This is a genomic window from Anaerococcus kampingae (assembly GCF_046365475.1).
Classification (GTDB): Bacteria; Bacillota; Clostridia; order Tissierellales; family Peptoniphilaceae; genus Anaerococcus; species Anaerococcus kampingae.
The window spans coordinates 154,953-175,437 of sequence record NZ_JBGMEF010000018.1 but is presented as its reverse complement, the minus strand read 5'-3'; the positions used below and the strand labels follow the sequence as shown (position 1 = coordinate 175,437).

Genomic DNA, 20,485 nt, shown 5'->3' with positions numbered 1-20,485 from the left:
CTTGAAGTAAATCTATATAAAAGTAAAATAATTTAAACAAGGGGGAGCGATGAAAAAGGGATTTTTATTGGTAATATCAGGTCCGTCAGGAGTAGGAAAGGGAACTGTCCTTCATGACTTGATGAATACACAAAGTAACTTAGTTTATTCAGTATCAGCAACCACAAGAAAAAAAAGAGATGGTGAAATTGAAGGAGTCAGCTACTTTTACAAGACGCATGAAGAATTCGAAGATATGATTTCAAAAGGTGCTTTCCTTGAATACGCTCATGTCCATAACAATTACTATGGTACTCCCAGAGAATTTGTGGAAAATAAAATTAACGAAGGAAAAATAGTAATATTAGAAATAGATGTCCAGGGAGCTCTTAATGTCAAGAAGAATACTGATAATGGAGTCTTTATTTTTTTGGCACCGCCTAGCTTGCAAGAACTTAAAAGAAGAATTGTAGGTAGGGGTACAGAGACAGACGAAGATATAAATATCAGAATGACTAATGCAAGAAAAGAACTTGAACATATCAAAGATTACGACTACTTAGTAGTAAACGATCACTTAAACTCAGCAATTACATCGGTAAACGAAATAATTAATGCAGAAAAACATAAAGTTTTTAGAGAAGAAAATATAGAATTTGAGGAGAATTAATGAAAAACCCATCATTTAAAACATTATCAGAAGTAAGCCCAAGTAGATATGAAATTTGTATGATGTGCTCCAAAAGAGCAAGAAGAATAGTAAATGGATCTGCTCCACTTACAAAAGAAGTTGAAGCAAAACCAGTTACCCAAGCACTTCATGAGATAATTGAAGGCAAAGTTACTAAGAAAAATAGATAAGATGCTTAAGGGCAAAAATATACTTTTAGGAATAAGCGGGGGTATTGCAGCCTATAAAGTTTTAGACCTCTGCTCAAGATTAAAAAAGAAAGATGTAAATCTTAAAATAATAATGACAAAGTCAGCTACTGAGTTTGTAAGTCCCTTATCCTTTGAAACAATGGGTAGATGCTTGGTATATTCCGATCTATTTGAAGGCCACCACGAAAATGTCCACCATATCGAATTAGTAAAATGGGCTGATTTAATGCTCATAGCCCCTGCAAGTGCAAATACAATAGCAAAAATGGCAAATGGCATTGCTGATAATTTTCTCACCTCATCATATTTAGCTTGTTATAAGGATGTAATAATTGCTCCAGCTATGAACACCAATATGCTTAAGGCAAAAGCTACACAGAGAAATCTTAAAACTCTAGAAGATGATGGTGTAAAGATAATAAAACCTGAGCCAGGACTTCTAGCTTGTAATACCGTAGGAGATGGAAGGATGGAAGAACCATCCGAAATCGTCGACTACTTAGATTCTTATTTTACAGAAAAAGATTTAGCAGGTAAAAAAATAATAGTTACTGCTGGTCCTACAGTTGAGCCTATAGATTATGTAAGGTACATATCAAATAACTCTAGCGGCAAAATGGGCTATAATATAGCAAATGAAGCAAGAAAGCGTGGAGCTGAGGTTGTCCTCATATCTGGCCCTGTCAATCCTTTTAAAGTCAATGATATAAAGAGAATTGAAATAAAAACTAATTTGGAGTTAAAAAGTGCAATTGAAAGAGAATTTGCTGATTCAGATGCTCTAATAATGTCAGCCGCTCCTGTAGATTATAGCTCTAAGTATGTAAGCGATAGAAAGCTAAAGAAAACAGGAAAAGGCCTTAATCTTGAATTAATAGAAAATCCTGATATCATAAAATATTTTGGCTCAATAAAAGATAAGCAAACAATAATTGGTTTTGCTGCAGAAACAGATAATTTAATTGAAAATGCCAACAAAAAATTAAATGAAAAAAACCTTGATTATATAATAGCTAATGACTTAACAAAATGGGGAGCAGGATTTGATGTAGATACAAATGTTGCATCAATAATATCAAAGGATGAAATTAGAAATCTAGATTTAATGCCAAAAAGTGAACTAGCAAATAAAATTTTAGACTTGTTAAGGTGATATATTGTACGCAAAAGTAATTATTGATAGCAAGAGCCGATTTTTAAATAGGTCTTTTACCTATCATATTCCAGAAAAATTAAATAATAAATTACAAAGAGCAATGAGAGTTTTAGTGCCATTCGGCAAGGGTAATAAGACTAGCGTTGCTTTTGTTTATGAAATAATTGATGAACTTGATGAGGAATTTAAAACAAAAGATATTATATCCATCATCGATGAAAATAAGTTAATTGATGATGAATTGATCGACCTAGCTTTTTATATGTCAAAAACATATCTTTCTCCGATACAGTTATCCTTAAAACAGGTTTTACCACCAACTAACATTGATAAGATCGATACTTATTACCAAAGCAAGGTTAGTAATGGAGAGGATGAAGTTCTCAGATTCTTAACTTACAAAAAATCTAAAGAAGAATTTATTAAACAATTTCCAGACAAATTAGACAAGCTTAATGCTTATATAGAAAAAGATATGGTAAGAATAATTTATGATGCCAAAGATAAGCAAAAAATAACGTATGATACCTATATCAAACTTACAAATAGTGAAGAATCAATACCTAAAAATGCTAAAAAACAATTAGAAATTATAAAATATCTAAGAGAAAATGGAATAACAGAACAAAAACTCCTTTTAAAGGCCACTTCGTCGAGCAGCTCCTCAATAAAATCTCTAGAAGATAAAAAAATTATTGAAAAATTTCAAAAAGAGAGTGAAAAATCCCTAATAGTCGACCACAAAGACTACAAAAGCCATGTTTTAAATGAAGAGCAAGCAAAGGCTTTTAACAAAATAGAGTCAAAAGATAGTGGTAAATATTTGTTATTCGGTGTAACAGGATCTGGTAAAACAGAAATATTTTTACAAGTTGTAGAAGAAACTATTAACGAAGGTAAAGAAGCCATCATTTTGGTCCCGGAAATTTCCCTAACACCTCAAACCATAGAGAGATTTGTGGGTAGATTTAAACAAAAAATAGCAATTATGCACTCAAGGCTAACTCCAAGAGAAAGATTTAACCAATGGCGAATGATAAAAAATGGTGAAGTAAAAATAGCCATAGGAGCCAGATCAGCAATCTTTGCTCCATTTAAAAATTTGGGCGCCATAATAATAGATGAAGAACATGACAAATCATATATATCAGCCCAAGATCCAAAGTATCATACAAGTGATATAGCAAACTTTAGAGCAAACTACCAAAATGCCAAACTAATACTAGCATCAGCTACACCATCGATAAATACGATGAAAGATGCTATGGATGGAAAATATGAAATCTTAACTCTCAAACAAAGGGTAAATAAAGTCATGCCTGAATTATCAATTATCGATATGAGGGAAGAGCTTAAAAATTCTAATTATTCTATGCTTTCATTGAGATTACAAGAAGAAATAAGAAAAAATCTAGAAAACCATGAACAAACAATTTTATTTCTAAATAAAATAGGACATGATTCCTTTACTTTTTGTAGATCTTGCGGTTATGTCGTAAAGTGTGAAGCCTGCGATGTCGCAATGACATATCATAAAAATGTTAATAAACTTGTCTGCCATTATTGCGGTCGAACAAAAAACCAAGTTACTATTTGCCCAAATTGCCACTCAAAAAAAATCAAAGAATTTGGAGCTGGTACCGAAAAACTAGAAGAGGAAGTAAGGTCCTTATTTAAGGGGGCAAATATCCTCAGAATGGACTCTATGGTTGCAACCAACAGAGCCAAATACGATCAAATGTATAAAAATATGAAAAATGGTAATATTGATATACTTCTTGGAACGCAAATGATAGCTAAAGGTCTTGACTTTGAAAATGTAACCTTAGTAGGAATAATAGCAGCTGATCTTTCCTTAAATGTAGGAGATTTTTCTGCCCAGGAAACAGCCTTCCAGCTCCTAACCCAGGTATCTGGAAGGGCAGGAAGGTCATCTAAATTAGGACGAGCGATAATTCAAACCTATAAACCAGATAATTTCGTTATACAAGCTGTTAAAAATAATGACTATTCAAGCTTTTTAAAAAGCGAGCTAAATATAAGAAATGCCTTTGCCTACCCACCCTATAAAAATTTGATATCTATTAGGGTAGTAAATAGCGATAGGGTAAGAGCAGTAGAAATTTCAAAACAAATGACTGATACACTAAGGGTTGTAAACAAAGAACTTTTAGATGTTGAAATAATCGGACCTAACCCATGTAAGATATCAAGAATAAATAATAAATTCAGGTATAATATTCTTATAAAGGCCTCAGATAAGGACCTTGATGAAGTTAGAGACCATATAAAGTGGATAAGAAATGATTTTATAAACGAATATAAAGATACATCTTTTATAGTTTCTATCAATCCGGCTAATATGAATTAAGGAGTATAAATGTTTGATTTTTTAAGAAGAAAAAAGAAAAAAGATGAAATTGAAAAAAAAGAAGAAATAATAGATGAAAAATCAGAGTTAGAATCCATTGAGGATAAATCTGATAATGAAGAATCTGAAACCATTGATAATAATCTAGATAATGATGATTTCAATACCTATAATTCTTATAATGAATACAACAAATTCAATACTGAAGAAGAAATTCAAAATCAAGAGAAAAAGACTGAGAATAAAGAAAAATCAGGAAGATTCATTGATCTAACAAAAGATGAGAAAACATCAGAATCCATCTCAGATTCCAACGAAGATGAGAAAGTATCAGATTCTATAGGAGATAATGAACCTACAGAAAAAAGTGAATCAATCTTTGAAAGGCTAAAAAAAGGTCTTACAAAAACAAGAGATAATTTCACATCAAATCTTAAGAATTTATTCACAAGGAATGTTAAAATCGACGATGATTTATATGATGACCTAGAAGAAATTTTAATATCTGCTGACATTGGAATGACATCAACAGTTGATATTGTTGATACACTAAGGGATGAAATAAAAAAAAGATCAATAAAAGAAAGTGAGCAAATCTATCCTCTTCTTAAAGAAATAATGATTAGCAAACTAGATGAGAACAATCTTGATAATTCAATCACCTATAAGGAAGGTGATTTAACTGTTATCCTAGTCATAGGAGTAAATGGAGTAGGTAAAACAACAACAATAGGCAAACTTGCTAATAATTTCAAAAAGGAAGGAAAAAAAGTAATGCTTGCTGCTGCTGATACATTTAGAGCAGCTGCAATTGAGCAATTGGGAGAATGGGCTCAAAGAGCTGATGTAGAGATGATTGCTGATAAAGAAGGGGCTGATCCATCTGCAGTAATATTTGATGCTATTAAATCTGCAAGAAGCAATGATGTGGATGTTCTTATATGCGATACAGCTGGTAGGCTTCATAATAAGAAAAATCTTATGCAGGAGCTTGATAAAATAAATAGAACTATTGACACCCACGCGGTCAATGCCCATAGGGAAAATCTTTTGGTTCTAGATGCAGCAACTGGCCAAAACGCAGTAAGTCAGCTAAGAGAATTTAAAAATGTTACGGATATAACTGGTCTTATCCTAACAAAACTTGATGGTACAGCCAAAGGAGGAGTAATATTTCCTCTACAAGTAGAAGTTAAAGTACCAGTCAAATATATAGGAGTTGGTGAAGGAATAGACCACTTACAAAAATTTGATTCAAAATCTTTTGTAGAAGCTATGTTTTAATGTTGAAATATAGGTTTTTAGAGGTATATTATATCAGTACTACAACAATCACACTTAGGGATGCTTATATCGTTGCCTATTAGGTTATATAAGCAGTTGAAGTAAGTGGAAGAACAAACGGAGGTAAATATGGCAGTAGTTTCAATGAAAAAATTATTAGAAGCCGGTGTACACTTTGGACACCAAACTAGAAGATGGAATCCTAAAATGGCAAAATACATCTTCACAGAAAGAAATGGTATCTATATAGTTGATCTTCAAAAGACAGCTAACCAAATAGAAGATGCTTACAAAGCTATTAGAGATATAGTAGCTGATGGAGGTAAGGTTCTATTTGTAGGTACAAAAAAACAAGCACAAGACTCTATCCAAACTGAAGCAAAGAGATCTGGTCAATACTATGTATCTCACAGATGGTTAGGTGGAATGCTTACAAACTTCAAAACAATAAGAAAAAGTGTAGAAAAACTTCAAAGATATGAAAAGATGGAAGAAGATGGAACATTTGATCTTCTACCTAAAAAAGAAGTTCTACAATATCAAAAAGAAATGGATAAACTAGAAAGAAACCTTGGCGGTATCAAAGATATGGTTGAACTACCAGATGTATTATTCGTAGTTGATCCAGGTGAAGAATCTATAGCTGTACATGAAGCTAAAATTCTTGGAATCCCAGTAGTTGCAATTGTCGATACAAACTGTGACCCAGATTTAGTTGATATTGCAATACCAGGAAACGATGATGCAATAAGAGCTGTAAAGCTTATAACATCAGTTATGGCAGATGCTGTAATAGAAGCTAATCAAGGTAACGAATTTGACCCATCAGCAGACGAGGAAGCATTTGAAGACGATGCTGAAGAAGCTGATGATTCTATAGAAACTAAAGAAGAAGTTTCTGAAGAAGAACTAAAAGAAGCAGCTGAAGAAATTGAAACACAAGCTTTCGAAGAAAACGAAGCAGAATAATAAAGGGGTAAAAGATGGCAATTAGTGCAAAATTAGTAAAAGAATTAAGAGAGAGATCTGGCGCTGGAATGATGGACTGTAAAAAGGCCCTTGAAGAAGCCGGCGGTGACATCGATAAGGCTCAAAAAATCCTTAGAGAAAAAGGTCAAGCTACACTAGACAAAAAAGCAGGTAGAATTGCTGCTGAAGGTGTTATTGGTTCTTACATCCACAATGATAAAATTGGTGTAATTGTAGAAATCAATACTGAAACTGATTTCTCAGCAAACACAGATTCTGTTAAGCAATTTGCTAAAGACCTTGCTATGCACATTGCTGCAAGCAATCCTAAATATATATCAGAAGCAGATGCTGACGAAGCAGATGTAGCTGAACAAAAAGAAATCCTAATCAAACAAGCTATGAATGAGGCAAATGAAAATATGCCAGAAGATAAAAAACAAATGATAGCTGAGAAAAAGGTTGAAGGAAGACTTAAAAAATGGTTCTCTGAAGTATGCCTACTAGATCAAGCATTCATTAAAAATCCTGATCAAACAATAGAACAATTACTAAGAGATACAGCTAATGGTGTTGGAGAAAACATCAAAATTAGAAGATTTGCTAGATTTGAAGTAGGCGAAGGTCTTGAAAAGAAAGAAGAAGACTTCGCAGCAGAAGTAGCAGGTCAAATGAACCTATAATTTAATATTAGGAGATTATATCTCTAATAAATCTCTCATAAGGTGTAGAATAATGCCTTGTGAGAGATTTTTTTATTAAAAGATATAAGCTTAGGCCTCTAAATTCAGCCTAAATAGTATAAGAATCTTATGACCGTTGATCTTCACTAATCTAAGTAATGAGTTATTTAAATAATAAATTAAATTAATAGTTGATTTTTTTATCAATAAAGTGTAGTATATATATAGATAATTTATTACAATAATGTATTTGAGGAGTTATTATGAAAAATGAAACTAAGATTAGACTACCAAATTTATTTGAAGCAGTTCTTCCAATATTTACCATGGTAAGTCTAATGATTTATGTCTTTGTAATCGCCAAAAATGGTGAGGAAAATATTTATGATGCAGCCCACCTTCCACTTATCTGCGGAATTATTGTAGCTTCTCTTGTAGGGCTTATGTGTGGAAGAAGCTTTAGAGAAATGCTTGATGGAATGATAGATAGAATTAGAACAACTCTCGATGCCATTTTAATATTATTAACTGTTGGTTTATTAATATCATCCTTTATGATTTCTGGAACAATACCTGCCCTAATCTACTACGGTTTAGAGTTATTAAATCCAAAACTTTTTCTACCAATTGGATGTATAATAACATCTCTAGTCAGTCTATCATGCGGGTCATCATGGACTGCAACAGCAACAATAGGTATAGCTTTTATGACTATAGGACAGGGTCTTGGAATAAATCCTGCCATAACTGCTGGTATGGTAATCTCAGGAGCTTACATAGGCGATAAATTTTCTCCATTATCAGATACAACGAACCTTGCAGCTGGTGTTGCTAAGACAGGATTATTTGATCACGTAACAGCAATGGTTTCTACAACAGGCCCTGTATTTATAATCTCCCTTATCCTTTATAGCCTAATAGGACTTAGGGCTAATGTTGTAAACTATGATCCAAATATAGCTGAAGGAATAAAAAGTGCACTCGTAAGCAATTTTAATTTAAATCCACTAGTTCTTTTGCCAATATTATTAATTATTTTACTTTGTGTTTTAAGAATTGAAGGTCTTGCTGGAGTAATTATTTCTGTATGCGTTGGCTTAGTATTTTCAATAATTTTTCAAAAGCAAAGATCACTTGCTGAAATATTTGCTATCCTTCACTACGGACCAAGTATAGAAACGGGAAACGACTTTGTAGACAAGGCACTTGCAAAAGGAGGAATGGATAATCAGATGTGGACAGTTAATCTCATACTCCTGGCAGTTTCATTTGGAGGAGCATTAGAAAAAGCTGGTATAATTGAAAAACTTTTCTCTCACTTAAAAGAAAAAATTGATACAGTTGGTGGTCTAGTAGGTTTAACCATGCTTACATCAATTTTCTGTGATGCTACCATGTGTGACCAATTTTTAGGAATTGGAGTACCAGCTCCTTTATACGAAGATAAGTACGATGAACTTGGACTTTCTCGTAATATGTTATCAAGAACTCTAGAAGATGCAGGCACCCTATGGGCTGTAATGTTTCCTTGGACTGCTTGCGGTGCATACCAAATGAAAACTCTAGGTGTAAGCCCTATAAACTTCTTCCCTTTTGCATTTGTAAATCTTCTAAATCCAATTTATGCCCTAATTACAGCAATGTTTAAAAGAAATATCTTTTGGGCAGATGGTTCTTATACAAACCTATTTGGTAAAACAAAAATGAAAAAAATAGCAAAAGCACCTAAAGACTCATTAAAAATCGCATTGGAACAGTTAGATAAATTAAGAAAAGCTGGGAAAGCACCTCAATTAAATTAAAATACTTAATATAGAGAGCCTTGCGCTCTCTTTTTTTATAAAAATTTTAAAAGATTGCTTTTTAAAGTATAGTAAAAATGTAAGAAATAATACTTTAAATCATTTGTTAATGATTATATATAAAAAGAAAGGATATTTATGACTATTAAAAATCATCCAACAGAATTAATAGGTATCACACCATTACTAAAGCTTAATTCTCTTAAAAAAGAGGGAAGAGCTGATATCTATGTAAAGGTGGAAAAAAACAATATAGCTGGTTCTATCAAGGATAGGATTGCTCTCTACATGATAGAAGAAGCAGAAAAAAATGGAGAATTACAAAAAGGCGGAACAATTGTAGAACCTACTAGCGGTAACACCGGTGTAGCCCTTGCTGCTCTAGCAGCTGCAAAAGGTTACAACTTAATCCTAACTATGCCTGCATCTATGAGTATAGAAAGAGCAAAACTTGCTATGGCATATGGCGCTAAAGTCATAAGAACTACAGAAGGCGCCTTACAAGGATCCGTTGATAAAGCTAAAGAATTAGCTGAAGAAAACGGCTATTTCATGCCGGACCAATTTTCAAATCCTGCTAATATTAAAGCGCACTACGAAACAACCGGACCTGAAATTCTAGCAGAAATTAGTCCAGATGCTTTTATAGCAGGAGTAGGTACAGGAGGAACTGTAACAGGTGTTGGTAGAAAATTAAAAGAAGCTAACCCAAATACCAAAATATTTGCTATCGAACCTGCTGAAAGTCCACTTTTATCAGGAGGCAAGGCCAGTGGCCATAAGATCCAAGGTATAGGTGGTAACTTCATACCAAAGAACCTTGATTTTGATATAGTCGATGGAATAGTAGATATAAAAGGTGATGATGCAATAGAAATGTCTAGATTTTTAGCAAATAACGAAGGATTAGCTGTTGGTATATCATCGGGTGCCAATGTTAAAGGCGCTATAGAGATAGCTGATAAATTAGGAGAGGGGAAAGTTGTGGTAACTGTTCTACCTGATACAGGTGAGAGATATCTATCAACTGAGTTATACGGAAATGTTGAATTATAACCAATATAAAGAAGAATTAATAGAAAACGCCCTAAAAAAAGATCCAGCATTAAAGAGTAAAGAGGAGGCAGTCCTCTTCTCTGCTGGAATTAAGGCTCTACTAGCCCATTATATTGCTCATAATTTATTTCTAGAGGGTAAATTGTATGAGGCAGAGGAAACTGCCTATAAAGCTAGAATGGAAACTGGTATTGAAATCCATCCAGGAGCTAAAATAGGACGCAGATGTTACATAGACCATGGAATGGCAACAGTTATTGGAGAAACAGCTGAAATTGGTGATGATGTCTTAATATATCATTCAGTAACTCTAGGCGCAATTACAAATAAAAAAGTTAAAAGGCATCCAACTATCGGTAACAATGTAATGATAGGAGCTGGTGCTGTATTGCTAGGCAATATTCACATAGGAGATAACAGCATGATTGGAGCAAACTCTGTTGTTCTTTCTGATGTTCCAAGTGATTCAACTGCAGTTGGCTCTCCAGCAAGAATAATACCTCACAAAAAGTAGCTTAGGCTGCTTTTTTTATTTCAAATGAAAACTATTTCGTATAATTATAAAAATCGGGTATAATAATTATTGGAATGAATTTTCCATATTATTGGAGGTGATATGATGTTTGATAATTTAAATCCAATAGTTGTTCTCATCATAGTTGTCGCCTTCGTATTGTTAGCTTTTTATTTTGGCTATCTTTATCGTAAGAAAATTGGTGAATCTAAGATTGGTAGTGCCGAAAATTTAAGTAGGCAAATCATAGATGACGCTAATAAACAAGCAGAAGCATTAAGAAGAGAAACTCTAATCGATGCTAAAGATGAAATATCAAAGTTGAAATCTGAAAATGAAGAAATGCTAAATCAAACAAGAGCCGAACTTAACAAAAGAGAAGCACGTTTGATAAAGAAAGAAGAAAGTTTAGACAATAGATCTTTATTGATTGACAAGAAGTCTGATCAAATCTCTAGTGATCAGAAAAAATTGAAACAAAAAGAAGAAAGAATTGACAAGTTAATAGAACAACAAGAGTTGGAGCTACAAAATATCGCTGGACTAACCAACAACGAAGCTAAAGAAATTATATTAGCTAGAGTAAAATCAGAGACAATTCATGAATCAGCTAGAATGATAAAGGAAGCTGAAGAAAGAATTAAATCTGAAAGTAAAAAGATTGCAACAGAAATATTAGCTACCACTATCCAAAGATTTGCCCCAGAGCAAGTTTCAGAGAATACAGTATCTGTAATCTCCCTTCCAAAAGATGAAATGAAAGGTAGAATTATAGGTCGTGAAGGTAGAAATATAAGAGCTTTCGAACAAGCATCAGGAGTTGACCTTATAATAGACGATACTCCAGAAGCGGTAGTGATATCATGTTTTGAACCTGTAAGACGTGAAATAGCCAAAGTTGCATTAGAGAAGTTAATTCAAGATGGAAGAATAAATCCATCTAGAATTGAAGAAATGCTTCAAAAGGCTACAGACGAAGTAGAAGCTAGAATCATAGAAGATGGTGAGGCAGCTGCAGAAAAAGTAGGAATAATGAATCTTCATCCACAGTTAATAAGGCTGGTGGGCAAGATGAAATTTAGAACATCCTACGGTCAAAATATCTTGAATCACTCAGTAGAAGTAGCGCTCTTAGCTGGAATGCTAGCCGAAGAAATAGGTGCTGACGCCCAATTAGCTAGACGTGGTGGGTTGCTACACGATCTTGGAAAAGCGATAGACCAAGAGCAAGAAGGTACACACATCACACTAGGAGTAGAAGCAGCTATTAAATACGGCGAAAACAAATATGTAGTTAACGCTATAGAATCACATCATGGAGATGTTGAACCAAATTGTGTTGAATCAATCCTAGTTCAAACAGCAGATGCAATAAGTGCTGCTAGACCAGGAGCTAGACGTGAAAGTCTTGAAAATTATATCAAGAGACTTGAGAATCTAGAAAAAATTGCAAATTCATTCGATGGTGTTGAAAAATCATTTGCTCTACAAGCTGGTAGAGAGCTAAGAATATTAGTCAAACCAGACAAGGTATCAGATGACGAAATGGTTGTAATAGCTAGAGATATTGCAAAGAAAATCGAAAATGAATTAGAGTATCCAGGTGAAATCAAAGTGAACTTATTAAGAGAGTCCAAAGCGATAGATTTTGCAAAATAATGTTTAATTAATTATTTAAACAAACTGCCAAGTAATTTGGCAGTTTTTTAGTGGAATTTTAAAGGTATAAATACACCATCAAAAATTTAAAATGGCTTAGAAGTCAAAATAGAGCGTGTATATTTTCAATCTTTAATGAAAATTAGTTTTAAGGATTTTAACTTAAAATATAAAAAAATTCAAATCTAAGTTCTTACTTGATAAAAGTTTAAATTACAACTGATACAATCATACTAAAAAATCCGTAGAAGTACACCATAAAAATCATCTTATCCAATGAAATATTTCTTCAAAAAGTCCGAGAATAGGATATACGTCAGCTGCAAAATTATTGCACAAAATAACAATTTTGTGCAATAATTTGTTTTTGATTAAACTTTGAGTATAATACCTATATAAATATTAATGTGAAGTCATTTTTAAGATTTTTATAAATATTATCAGGAGTAATTATGGAAAAATTTGTTAAACCACTTATACTTATAGATTATCTAAACTATTTAAAATCCATTAAAGGTCTTTCTGTATCTACCATTAAAGAATATGAATATGATCTTATGATGTTTATCGAATTTGAAATTATAAGAAAAATATATTCTGGAGACAAAGACTCTTACATTAAAAATGTTAATTTTACCAAAATAAACTCCTATATAGATAGTAAGTTTTTCGAACAGATGTCCATGCAAGATTTCTATGCATTCCTCTCTTATCTAGACAATGATAAAAATGATTCAGCTACCACTAGGTCAAGAAAAATTTCAGCTATCAAATCTTTCTATAAATATATGTACAATGAAATTGAAATCATAGATACTAACAACGCCACCAAACTCACAAACCCTAAAATCAGCCAAAGACAACCTGTTTATTTAACTCTTGCAGAGACTGAGGTCTTACTTAACGAAATAAACAAAGAAAAGAATGAATTTTTAAGATCTAGAGATCTTGCTATGGTTTTTACCTTCTTAACCACCGGCATGCGTCTATCAGAGTTAGTAAGTATAGACTTATCTGATGTTAATAAAGATAGTTTCAATATTATAGGAAAAGGGAATAAAGAGCGCACGGTTTATTTAACCAAAAATTGCTTAGACCTCATCAATTCCTATATTATAATTAGGTCTGATTATCTTAAAGACGATAATATTAACGCACTATTTATATCCACTAGAAAAAATAGAATTTCAAATAGAGCTGTCCAGGCTACAATAGATAAATACCTCAAGAAATCCGGCTTTGACACAAGTATATACTCAACCCATAAGTTAAGACACACCGCTGCAACTCTAATGTATAAGTATGGAGATGTTGACATAAGAGCCCTAAAAGATATTTTAGGACATGCCTCAGTATCTACCACACAAATTTATACCCACCTAGATGATGAAGATCTTAAGAATGCAATTAATAAGAACCCTTTATCTAAACTGAATTTATAATAAAAATCGCCCTTATAAGCAAGAAGCTCTTTGGGCGATAAAATTTATATTAAATTATTATTTTTTAATCTGTTTAAGACTATCTTTAGAGCTAATTTCCCATGATAGTAATTAAGTCCGCCTTGCAAATAAGCCATATATGGCTCTCTTAATGGTCCATCTGCTGATAGTTCAGATGTAGCACCTTCTACAAACCCTCCAGCAGCCATTATTACAGGGTCTTCATATCCTGGCATTGGGTATGGTTCAGGAATGAAAGTTGAGTCGACAGTACAAGCTTCTTGGATTGACTTACAAAAAGTTTTAAGCTTATCTGGATCTTCTAGTTTTATAGCCAATATTATATCTGACCTTGGATCTTCTAAGCTCGGAGTTACTTCATAACCTAATTTTGTAAACACAGATGCAAATAAAAGCGCTACTTTTATTGATTCTTTAACAACATGCGGAGCAAAATACAAGCCTTCTGCTACCAATCTATTTGTTCCAAAGCTTAATCCTTCATCCTTGCCAATACCTGGAGCTGTAAGGGTGTTTGAACAATATTCTATGAGATCGCTTTTACCCGTTATATAACCTCCTGTCACCGCTATTCCCCCACCAAGATTTTTAATTAATGAACCTGCTATTATATCAGCACCAACTTCTATAGGTTCCTTATCTTCAGTAAATTCTCCATAACAATTATCAATAAAAATAATAACATCTTTATTGGATATTCTAATCTCGTCTATAGCCTTTTTTATCTCTTCTATTGTGAAGGCTCTTCTTTGGCTGTAACCAGTCGATCTTTGAATTAGAATGACCTTAGTCTTATCATCTATTTTATCTTTAATCTCTTCATATTTGATTGATCCATCATCATTTAAGTCAAGTTTATCATACAAGATTCCCTTTTCAAGCAAGGTTCCTTTTTTATTTCCAGCTATACCTATTACTTGCTGCATTGTATCATATGGATCATCAGTTATAGATAAAAGTTTATCACCATAGTTTAATAGTGAAAATAAAACAATAGATAGAGCATGAGTACCTGATACAATAGAGGGTCTTACCAAACTATCCTCAGCCTTAAAGATACTTGAAAAGATATTTTCTATAGTATCCCTACCAGTATCTGCATATCCATAACCTGTGGAAGAGTTAAAATCACTTGTTTGTAAAGCATTCTTATTAAAAGCACTCAGAACCTTAGCTTGGTTAAATTCACTAATAGCCTCGTGCTTTTCAAATATTTCTCTTAATTCTTTCTCTGAGTCTTCTATAATTTTATCAAAAGAATCATCTAAATTATAATTATTGTAAATATCATTATAGTCCATAAACATCCTTTATTATGCTTTCTATTATCATTTCTGCGTCTTCTTTACTAAGTTTGTCCATTAGTATCTCGTGGCAAAATGGATAATTCTTATATCTTTTCATCCATGTTATTTGTCTTTTGGCGTATCGTCTTGTATTTTGAGCGATAGTTTCTATTAACTCATCCTTATTTATTTCTCCATTTATATATGGAAATATTTCCTTGTATCCTATTGCAGACATAGACTGGTTATCAGGTGTAAGATTAAACCTTTCAATCAAATATTTAAATTCTTCAATAAGGCCTTGGTCAATCATTTGCTCAACTCTAATGTTGATTTTTTTATACAATATATCTCTACTCTCGTAATTTAAGAAAAACAAAATAGGGTCTATATCATTATTTAGGACTCTTTCTCCAGTCCTTTGAACTGAAGCCTTTACACCTGTTTCCTTATAAATTTCAAGAGCTCTTATTATTCTATTCCTCTCATTCGGATGATATTTACTTGCACTTTCTGGATCAACCTCCTTTAGTTTCTCAAATAAATAATCATTTCCAAATTCATCTGCTTCAGAAACTAACTTATCTCTTAATTCTTGATTTTTACTAACATTCCCATAATTCATATCAAATAAAATAGAATCTATATAAAATCCAGTTCCACCTGTCATAATCGGGGTAAGACCATTATCATTTAATTTTCTAATAATGTTAAGGGCCTCATTTCTAAAATCTTCAACTGTAAAATTCTCATCTGGATTAACAAGATTTATTAGATGATGATCCACCGTGAAATCATCAACCTTGTTTGTTCCTATATCCATATATCTGTAGACTTGTTGACTATCAGAAGAAATTATTTGGCTGTTTATTTTTCTAGCTAAATTTATAGCTATATCACTCTTTCCACTTGCAGTAGGACCTGTTATTATTATAAGTTTATCTTTCAAAATATTTCTCCAAATCTTTACTTTCTATCATAATTAAAGTAGCTTGTCCATCGTAATTTTTATATGGATTTTCCTCGTCCATAAGCTTTTTATAAAGTGATAAAGCCTCTTCTTCGTTTATTGTGTGGCCTTTTCTAAATGATAAAGCCTTTGCTAATTTTCTAAATTTTTTATATAAAAATTTATTTGAGTCATCATAATCTAGATCTAGCAAATCATAAAAGAAATCTCCATTTTCTGGTAAATCAAATATCAAAGGCATTTCTCTTATTATTAATTTACTATTCGTAATAAAATCTAAATCAAAACCCATATTCTCAAAAAGTTGGACCTTATCTTTAACTCTTTTTACATCATCGACTTTAAGTTCTATGACTATTGGATCTGTGAGAACCTGTTTTGCTATATTCCCTTCTTTAAATTCCCTAATATATTTAGACATCCTAACTTTCTCATCCGCTCTTCTATGATCGAGTATATAGGCTTTACCTTTTTCTTCAAAGATTGAATACCTTGAAAATAAACTTGTCTTATAAGTTGGTATATCGTCTATAAATTTCTCTTCGATAACTTCTTCATGAAAATCATTATTATCTTCTAAATCCCCTAAATCCAATGGTAAAGATTCATCAAAAAAGTTATCAGAATATTCAGTCGAATAATCCCTCGGACTTTCTCTAATTAAATTTTCAACTGGAGAGTATTTGTCAAGTATAGCCTTATAATCACTAAAATCAAGACTTTTATTTTCCTTGGGACTTTCCTGTCTAATGGTTTTTATATCTTTATTTTTTTGAAAAGTCTTATTAATTGAATTAGTTATGAGATCAATAAGTTCTGCCTCGTAGGAGAATTTAACTATTTTTTTATTAGGATGAATATTTACATCTATATTTTTGGGATTGGTATCTATAAATAAGAAGAAGGCTGGGTACCTTCCACTTGGAATCAAGCCTTGATATTGATATTCTATTGCCCAATTTATTTCATCATTTTCAATCAACCTTTTATTTGCAAATATATATTGCATCGATCTGTTTCCACGATAATAGTTTGAGTTTGATATATATGCTTTTATCTTAAAAATATCATTATTATCACTTAATTCTATCAAATTTTCTTCAAGTAAACTATCTAAAAGGTCTGCAATACTTAACTTGAATGATGTATTTGAACTTGATCTAAATTGTAATCTATCATCTTTTATATATTTAAATGATATATCTTGATAACCTATAGCAAAAGCATATAGAAGCTTTGTAATTTTATTTGACTCTGCTAGGTCAGATTTTAAGAATTTTCTCCTAGCAGGTATATTATAAAATAAGTCTTCTACTATAATACTTGTACCTTTATTTGTAGCAATCGAGCTCTTGCTGGCATCTTTTGAGTTTATCACAAGCTTACTACCTATAGGTGAATCTTCAGTCTTAGAAATAGCGGTAAGCTTACTCACGGCTGCTATGCTTGGAAGTGCTTCACCTCTAAAACCCAATGAGGAAATCTTATACAAATCGTCAAAAGCAGTAATTTTACTTGTAGCATGTTTTTTAAAGGCAAGTTCCAGCTGATCACTTTCGATGCCAGAACCATCATCAGTAACCCTTATATATGACTTGCCACCATTTCTTATTTCAATGGTTATATTTTTACTATTTGCATCAATCGAATTTTCAACTAGTTCTTTGACAACAGAAAGAGGAGATTCTATTACCTCTCCTGCAGCTATTTTTTCAATTGTATCTTTATCAAGTCTAATTATAGGCACTATAATTCACCTATTCTTTCTATTAATATATTAAGTTTATTTAGTGCTTCAAGAGGAGTAAGCTCGTTAATATTTATCTCCTCTGATAAATTTCTTAAATCTTCTAATTTTTTATCCTTTATTTCATCAATTGAATTTTTAAGCTCTTTTTGCTTGTCTAACTCGTAGAAATCCTCATTTGATAACCTATTCATTATATTATTTGCATTATCTATTATCTCATCAGGTAACCCGCTTAGTTTAGCGACTTCTATACCATAGGACCTGTCAGATTTTCCCTTACTTATCTTTCTTAAAAACACTAAGTTATTATTTTCTTCAAGTATTTCCATTTTAAGATTTGTTACATTATCAAGTTCATTTTCTAGAATAGTTAATTCATGAAAATGAGTAGCAAAAACAGTTTTAACCTTTTTATGCTTTGACAAGTATTCAACCAAGGCCATAGCAATGCTTAGGCCATCATCAGAGCTTGTTCCCCTACCAACTTCATCCAGAATAACAAAAGATTTATCTGTGGAATTTTCCAAAATATTAGAAACTTCATTCATCTCAAGCATAAAGGTAGACTGACCTTTTGATATATTATCACTTGCACCAATCCTTGTAAATATCTTATCGCAAATCCCTATTTGGGCACTCTTTGCAGGCACAAATGAACCGATTTGAGTCATTATTATTATAAGTGCAGTTTGCCTCATATATGTTGATTTACCTGCCATATTAGGACCAGTAATAATCTGTATTAGATTTTCATCCTGTCCAATATCTGTATCATTAGCTATAAATTCATTTTCTTTTAGATTTATTTCTATAACAGGATGTCTACCCGATTCTATCTTTATTACAGGCTCGTCATTTATTATTGGTTTAACATAATTATGTTTTACTGCTATTTTAGCTAAAGAATTGATTGAATCAATATTAGCTATCATTTTTGATAGGGCTTGAAGTCTTGATGTTGATTCTAATATTTTATCTACAATATTATTAAAAAGCTCATATTCAAGGATATTAATCTTATCCTTACCGTTTAGGATAAGTGAGCTAATATTTTCTAGCTCTTCTGTAGTATATCTTTCCTGATTTTTAAGCGTTTGTTTTCTTATATATGTCTTATCAACCTTATCAGTGTTAGATTTTGTAACCTCGATAGAATAACCATTATTTTTGTTATAGATGATTTTTAAACTCTTAATTCCGGTAAGATCTCTTTGTTCCTTTTCATAGGTTAAAAGCCTTTCTTCCGCGTTATTAGATAGGTTTTTCAATTCATCAAGGTCTTTGTTATAGTTTTCTTTTATTAAATTTCCCTCAGTTATTGTTATAGGAGGTTCAATTACTATTGATTTATCAATTAAATCATAAATATCACCAATATCTGGTAGATTAATACCTAGGGCTGATATTAACTTATTATTGGAATTTTTTAGTATTTCTTTTAGCTTGGGAATGTCCTTCAAGGAATTTTTTAGGGAAATTAAATCCCTTGCATTTGCTCTTTTATAAGAGATTTTAGCAAGTATTCTTTCTAAATCATATATGCTATCAAAAATATTAGACACATTCCTAGATAAAATATTATCCTTATAAAATCCACCCACTAAGTCAAGCCTTCGTTGTATCTTATCCCTATCTATTAAGGGTCTTTCTAACCAATCGTGAATTAACCTAGATCCCATTACTGTATCTGCCTCATCTAATAAAGAAATTAGTGTGTTTTCCTTACTATTGTTGTTTAAATTCCTTGTAAGCTCGAGGTTTTTTCTCGTATTAGCTTCTATTTCCATATATTCATTGATCTTTAAAAGTTCAATATTATTAATATGTTCTAATTTTTCATTGTAGTACTTATATATATAGTCAAGTAGATTTGCTAAAGAAATTATTGCAAGTCTCTTATCTGATATCTTTTCTAAATTTTCCTTACCCAAATATTTGACTATGGTTTTTATCCTATTTTCAAAATCACTAGTAAAATTAATGTAGTTAAGAAAAATATTGTTATTTAAATTAAAGTATTGTTTTAAATCTTGATTGGAATAATTTGAATTTATAACTAGTTCAGCTGGATTTATCTTTTCAATTTGATCAATCGCTTTTTTACCTAAGCTCTTACTTAAGGCTTTTATTTCAAGACATACAAGCTTTCCTGTAGATATATCGCAATAAGACATGGCTATACCATATTCATTTTCAAAAATTGATAAAAGATAGTTGTTTTCTTTCCTATCAAGAGATTCTATATCGGTTAAAGTTCCTGGAGTTATTACCTTAGTTATAGCTCTCTTTACAAGTCCCTTAGCCTCTTTTGGATCTTCTACCTGATCACATAAGGCTACCTTATATCCTTTTTTCACAAGTTTATTTACATAAGTATCAACTACATGATGAGGTACACCACACATAGGCGCCCTATCCTCGTGACCACATTCTTTTCCTGTCAAGGTCAAAGACAATACTTTAGCAGTTATTATAGCATCATCAAAAAAAGTTTCATAAAAATCACCCACTCTATAAAGGAGTAAGGCATCTTTAAAATCTTTTTTCATATCTACATAGTGCTTTAACATTGGAGTTAACTTTTCATATTTAAACTTGCTTTTCATCTTATACCTCTCTATTCTACTATACCTCTTAAGAAAAAAGACTCATGAATTATCA

Annotated in this window: 16 protein-coding genes; 12 read left to right on the top strand and 4 right to left on the bottom strand. The window is 31.9% G+C overall.

Translation table 11 applies throughout. From position 1 onward, the window contains the following. Positions 1-49 precede the first annotated feature (49 nt). The 12 genes from gmk to ACCQ42_RS04630 all read left to right on the top strand — a co-directional run bounded on the left by gmk (position 50) and on the right by ACCQ42_RS04630 (position 13,797). Entirely contained in the window at positions 50-649 is a 600-nt protein-coding gene (gene gmk / locus ACCQ42_RS04685; RefSeq protein WP_106460270.1) for a guanylate kinase, read from the top strand. After that, complete coding sequence (gene rpoZ / locus ACCQ42_RS04680) at positions 649-840, top strand: DNA-directed RNA polymerase subunit omega (protein ID WP_296128444.1); 192 nt, start codon at positions 649-651, stop codon at positions 838-840. Before gmk ends, rpoZ begins: the two co-directional genes overlap by 1 nt. Before the next feature lies 1 nt (position 841). After that, positions 842-2,014 (top strand): bifunctional phosphopantothenoylcysteine decarboxylase/phosphopantothenate--cysteine ligase CoaBC, encoded by a 1,173-nt coding sequence (coaBC, locus tag ACCQ42_RS04675; protein ID WP_410035596.1) that lies wholly within the window; start codon positions 842-844, stop codon positions 2,012-2,014. Positions 2,015-2,018: 4 nt separating this feature from the next. Beyond that, positions 2,019-4,388, top strand: a complete 2,370-nt coding sequence (gene priA / locus ACCQ42_RS04670; RefSeq protein ID WP_410035506.1) for a primosomal protein N' — start codon at positions 2,019-2,021, stop codon at positions 4,386-4,388. A 9-nt stretch (positions 4,389-4,397) separates the two neighbouring features. After that, positions 4,398-5,672, top strand: a complete 1,275-nt coding sequence (gene ftsY, locus ACCQ42_RS04665; RefSeq protein ID WP_410035505.1) for a signal recognition particle-docking protein FtsY — start codon at positions 4,398-4,400, stop codon at positions 5,670-5,672. Between the two features lie 129 nt (positions 5,673-5,801). Then, positions 5,802-6,641, top strand: a complete 840-nt coding sequence (gene rpsB, locus ACCQ42_RS04660) for a 30S ribosomal protein S2 (RefSeq protein WP_265236659.1) — start codon at positions 5,802-5,804, stop codon at positions 6,639-6,641. Between the two features lie 14 nt (positions 6,642-6,655). Beyond that, on the top strand, positions 6,656-7,324 hold the full coding sequence (gene tsf / locus ACCQ42_RS04655) for a translation elongation factor Ts (RefSeq protein ID WP_265213226.1): 669 nt from the start codon (positions 6,656-6,658) through the stop codon (positions 7,322-7,324). Between the two features lie 263 nt (positions 7,325-7,587). Beyond that, entirely contained in the window at positions 7,588-9,126 is a 1,539-nt protein-coding gene (nhaC, locus tag ACCQ42_RS04650; RefSeq protein WP_410035504.1) for a Na+/H+ antiporter NhaC, read from the top strand. A gap of 138 nt (positions 9,127-9,264) precedes the next feature. Beyond that, the gene (gene cysK, locus ACCQ42_RS04645; protein ID WP_410035503.1) at positions 9,265-10,182 is read left to right on the top strand and encodes a cysteine synthase A; all 918 of its coding nucleotides are present in this window, start codon (positions 9,265-9,267) and stop codon (positions 10,180-10,182) included. Then, complete coding sequence (epsC, locus tag ACCQ42_RS04640) at positions 10,169-10,696, top strand: serine O-acetyltransferase EpsC (RefSeq protein ID WP_410035502.1); 528 nt, start codon at positions 10,169-10,171, stop codon at positions 10,694-10,696. The genes cysK and epsC overlap by 14 nt, the downstream gene beginning before the upstream one ends. Before the next feature lie 102 nt (positions 10,697-10,798). Beyond that, complete coding sequence (gene rny / locus ACCQ42_RS04635; protein WP_106460261.1) at positions 10,799-12,355, top strand: ribonuclease Y; 1,557 nt, start codon at positions 10,799-10,801, stop codon at positions 12,353-12,355. A gap of 452 nt (positions 12,356-12,807) precedes the next feature. Beyond that, a complete protein-coding gene (locus ACCQ42_RS04630; protein ID WP_311530757.1) occupies positions 12,808-13,797 on the top strand; it encodes a tyrosine recombinase XerC in 990 nt (329 codons plus the stop codon). Between the two features lie 44 nt (positions 13,798-13,841). Here ACCQ42_RS04630 and ACCQ42_RS04625 read toward each other — a convergent pair whose 3' ends face one another. The 4 genes from ACCQ42_RS04625 to mutS are packed head-to-tail and all read right to left on the bottom strand — an operon-like array spanning position 13,842 to position 20,430. Next, entirely contained in the window at positions 13,842-15,119 is a 1,278-nt protein-coding gene (locus tag ACCQ42_RS04625; protein WP_311530755.1) for a methionine gamma-lyase family protein, read from the bottom strand. Next, positions 15,109-16,053 (bottom strand): tRNA (adenosine(37)-N6)-dimethylallyltransferase MiaA, encoded by a 945-nt coding sequence (gene miaA, locus ACCQ42_RS04620; RefSeq protein ID WP_410035501.1) that lies wholly within the window; start codon positions 16,051-16,053, stop codon positions 15,109-15,111. The genes ACCQ42_RS04625 and miaA overlap by 11 nt, the downstream gene beginning before the upstream one ends. Then, on the bottom strand, positions 16,043-17,821 hold the full coding sequence (gene mutL / locus ACCQ42_RS04615) for a DNA mismatch repair endonuclease MutL (RefSeq protein ID WP_199792144.1): 1,779 nt from the start codon (positions 17,819-17,821) through the stop codon (positions 16,043-16,045). The genes miaA and mutL overlap by 11 nt, the downstream gene beginning before the upstream one ends. Continuing rightward, entirely contained in the window at positions 17,821-20,430 is a 2,610-nt protein-coding gene (gene mutS / locus ACCQ42_RS04610; protein ID WP_311530752.1) for a DNA mismatch repair protein MutS, read from the bottom strand. Before mutS ends, mutL begins: the two co-directional genes overlap by 1 nt. Positions 20,431-20,485 lie beyond the last annotated feature (55 nt).

Coding starts and splice junctions, on each gene's coding strand:
- gmk (WP_106460270.1), top strand. CDS start 50: ATGAAAAAGGGATTTTTATTGGTAATATCAGGTCCGTCAGGAGTAGGA.
- rpoZ (WP_296128444.1), top strand. CDS start 649: ATGAAAAACCCATCATTTAAAACATTATCAGAAGTAAGCCCAAGTAGA.
- coaBC (WP_410035596.1), top strand. CDS start 842: ATGCTTAAGGGCAAAAATATACTTTTAGGAATAAGCGGGGGTATTGCA.
- ftsY (WP_410035505.1), top strand. CDS start 4,398: ATGTTTGATTTTTTAAGAAGAAAAAAGAAAAAAGATGAAATTGAAAAA.
- rpsB (WP_265236659.1), top strand. CDS start 5,802: ATGGCAGTAGTTTCAATGAAAAAATTATTAGAAGCCGGTGTACACTTT.
- tsf (WP_265213226.1), top strand. CDS start 6,656: ATGGCAATTAGTGCAAAATTAGTAAAAGAATTAAGAGAGAGATCTGGC.
- nhaC (WP_410035504.1), top strand. CDS start 7,588: ATGAAAAATGAAACTAAGATTAGACTACCAAATTTATTTGAAGCAGTT.
- cysK (WP_410035503.1), top strand. CDS start 9,265: ATGACTATTAAAAATCATCCAACAGAATTAATAGGTATCACACCATTA.
- epsC (WP_410035502.1), top strand. CDS start 10,169: ATGTTGAATTATAACCAATATAAAGAAGAATTAATAGAAAACGCCCTA.
- rny (WP_106460261.1), top strand. CDS start 10,799: ATGATGTTTGATAATTTAAATCCAATAGTTGTTCTCATCATAGTTGTC.
- ACCQ42_RS04630 (WP_311530757.1), top strand. CDS start 12,808: ATGGAAAAATTTGTTAAACCACTTATACTTATAGATTATCTAAACTAT.
- ACCQ42_RS04625 (WP_311530755.1), bottom strand. CDS start 15,119: ATGGACTATAATGATATTTACAATAATTATAATTTAGATGATTCTTTT.
- mutS (WP_311530752.1), bottom strand. CDS start 20,430: ATGAAAAGCAAGTTTAAATATGAAAAGTTAACTCCAATGTTAAAGCAC.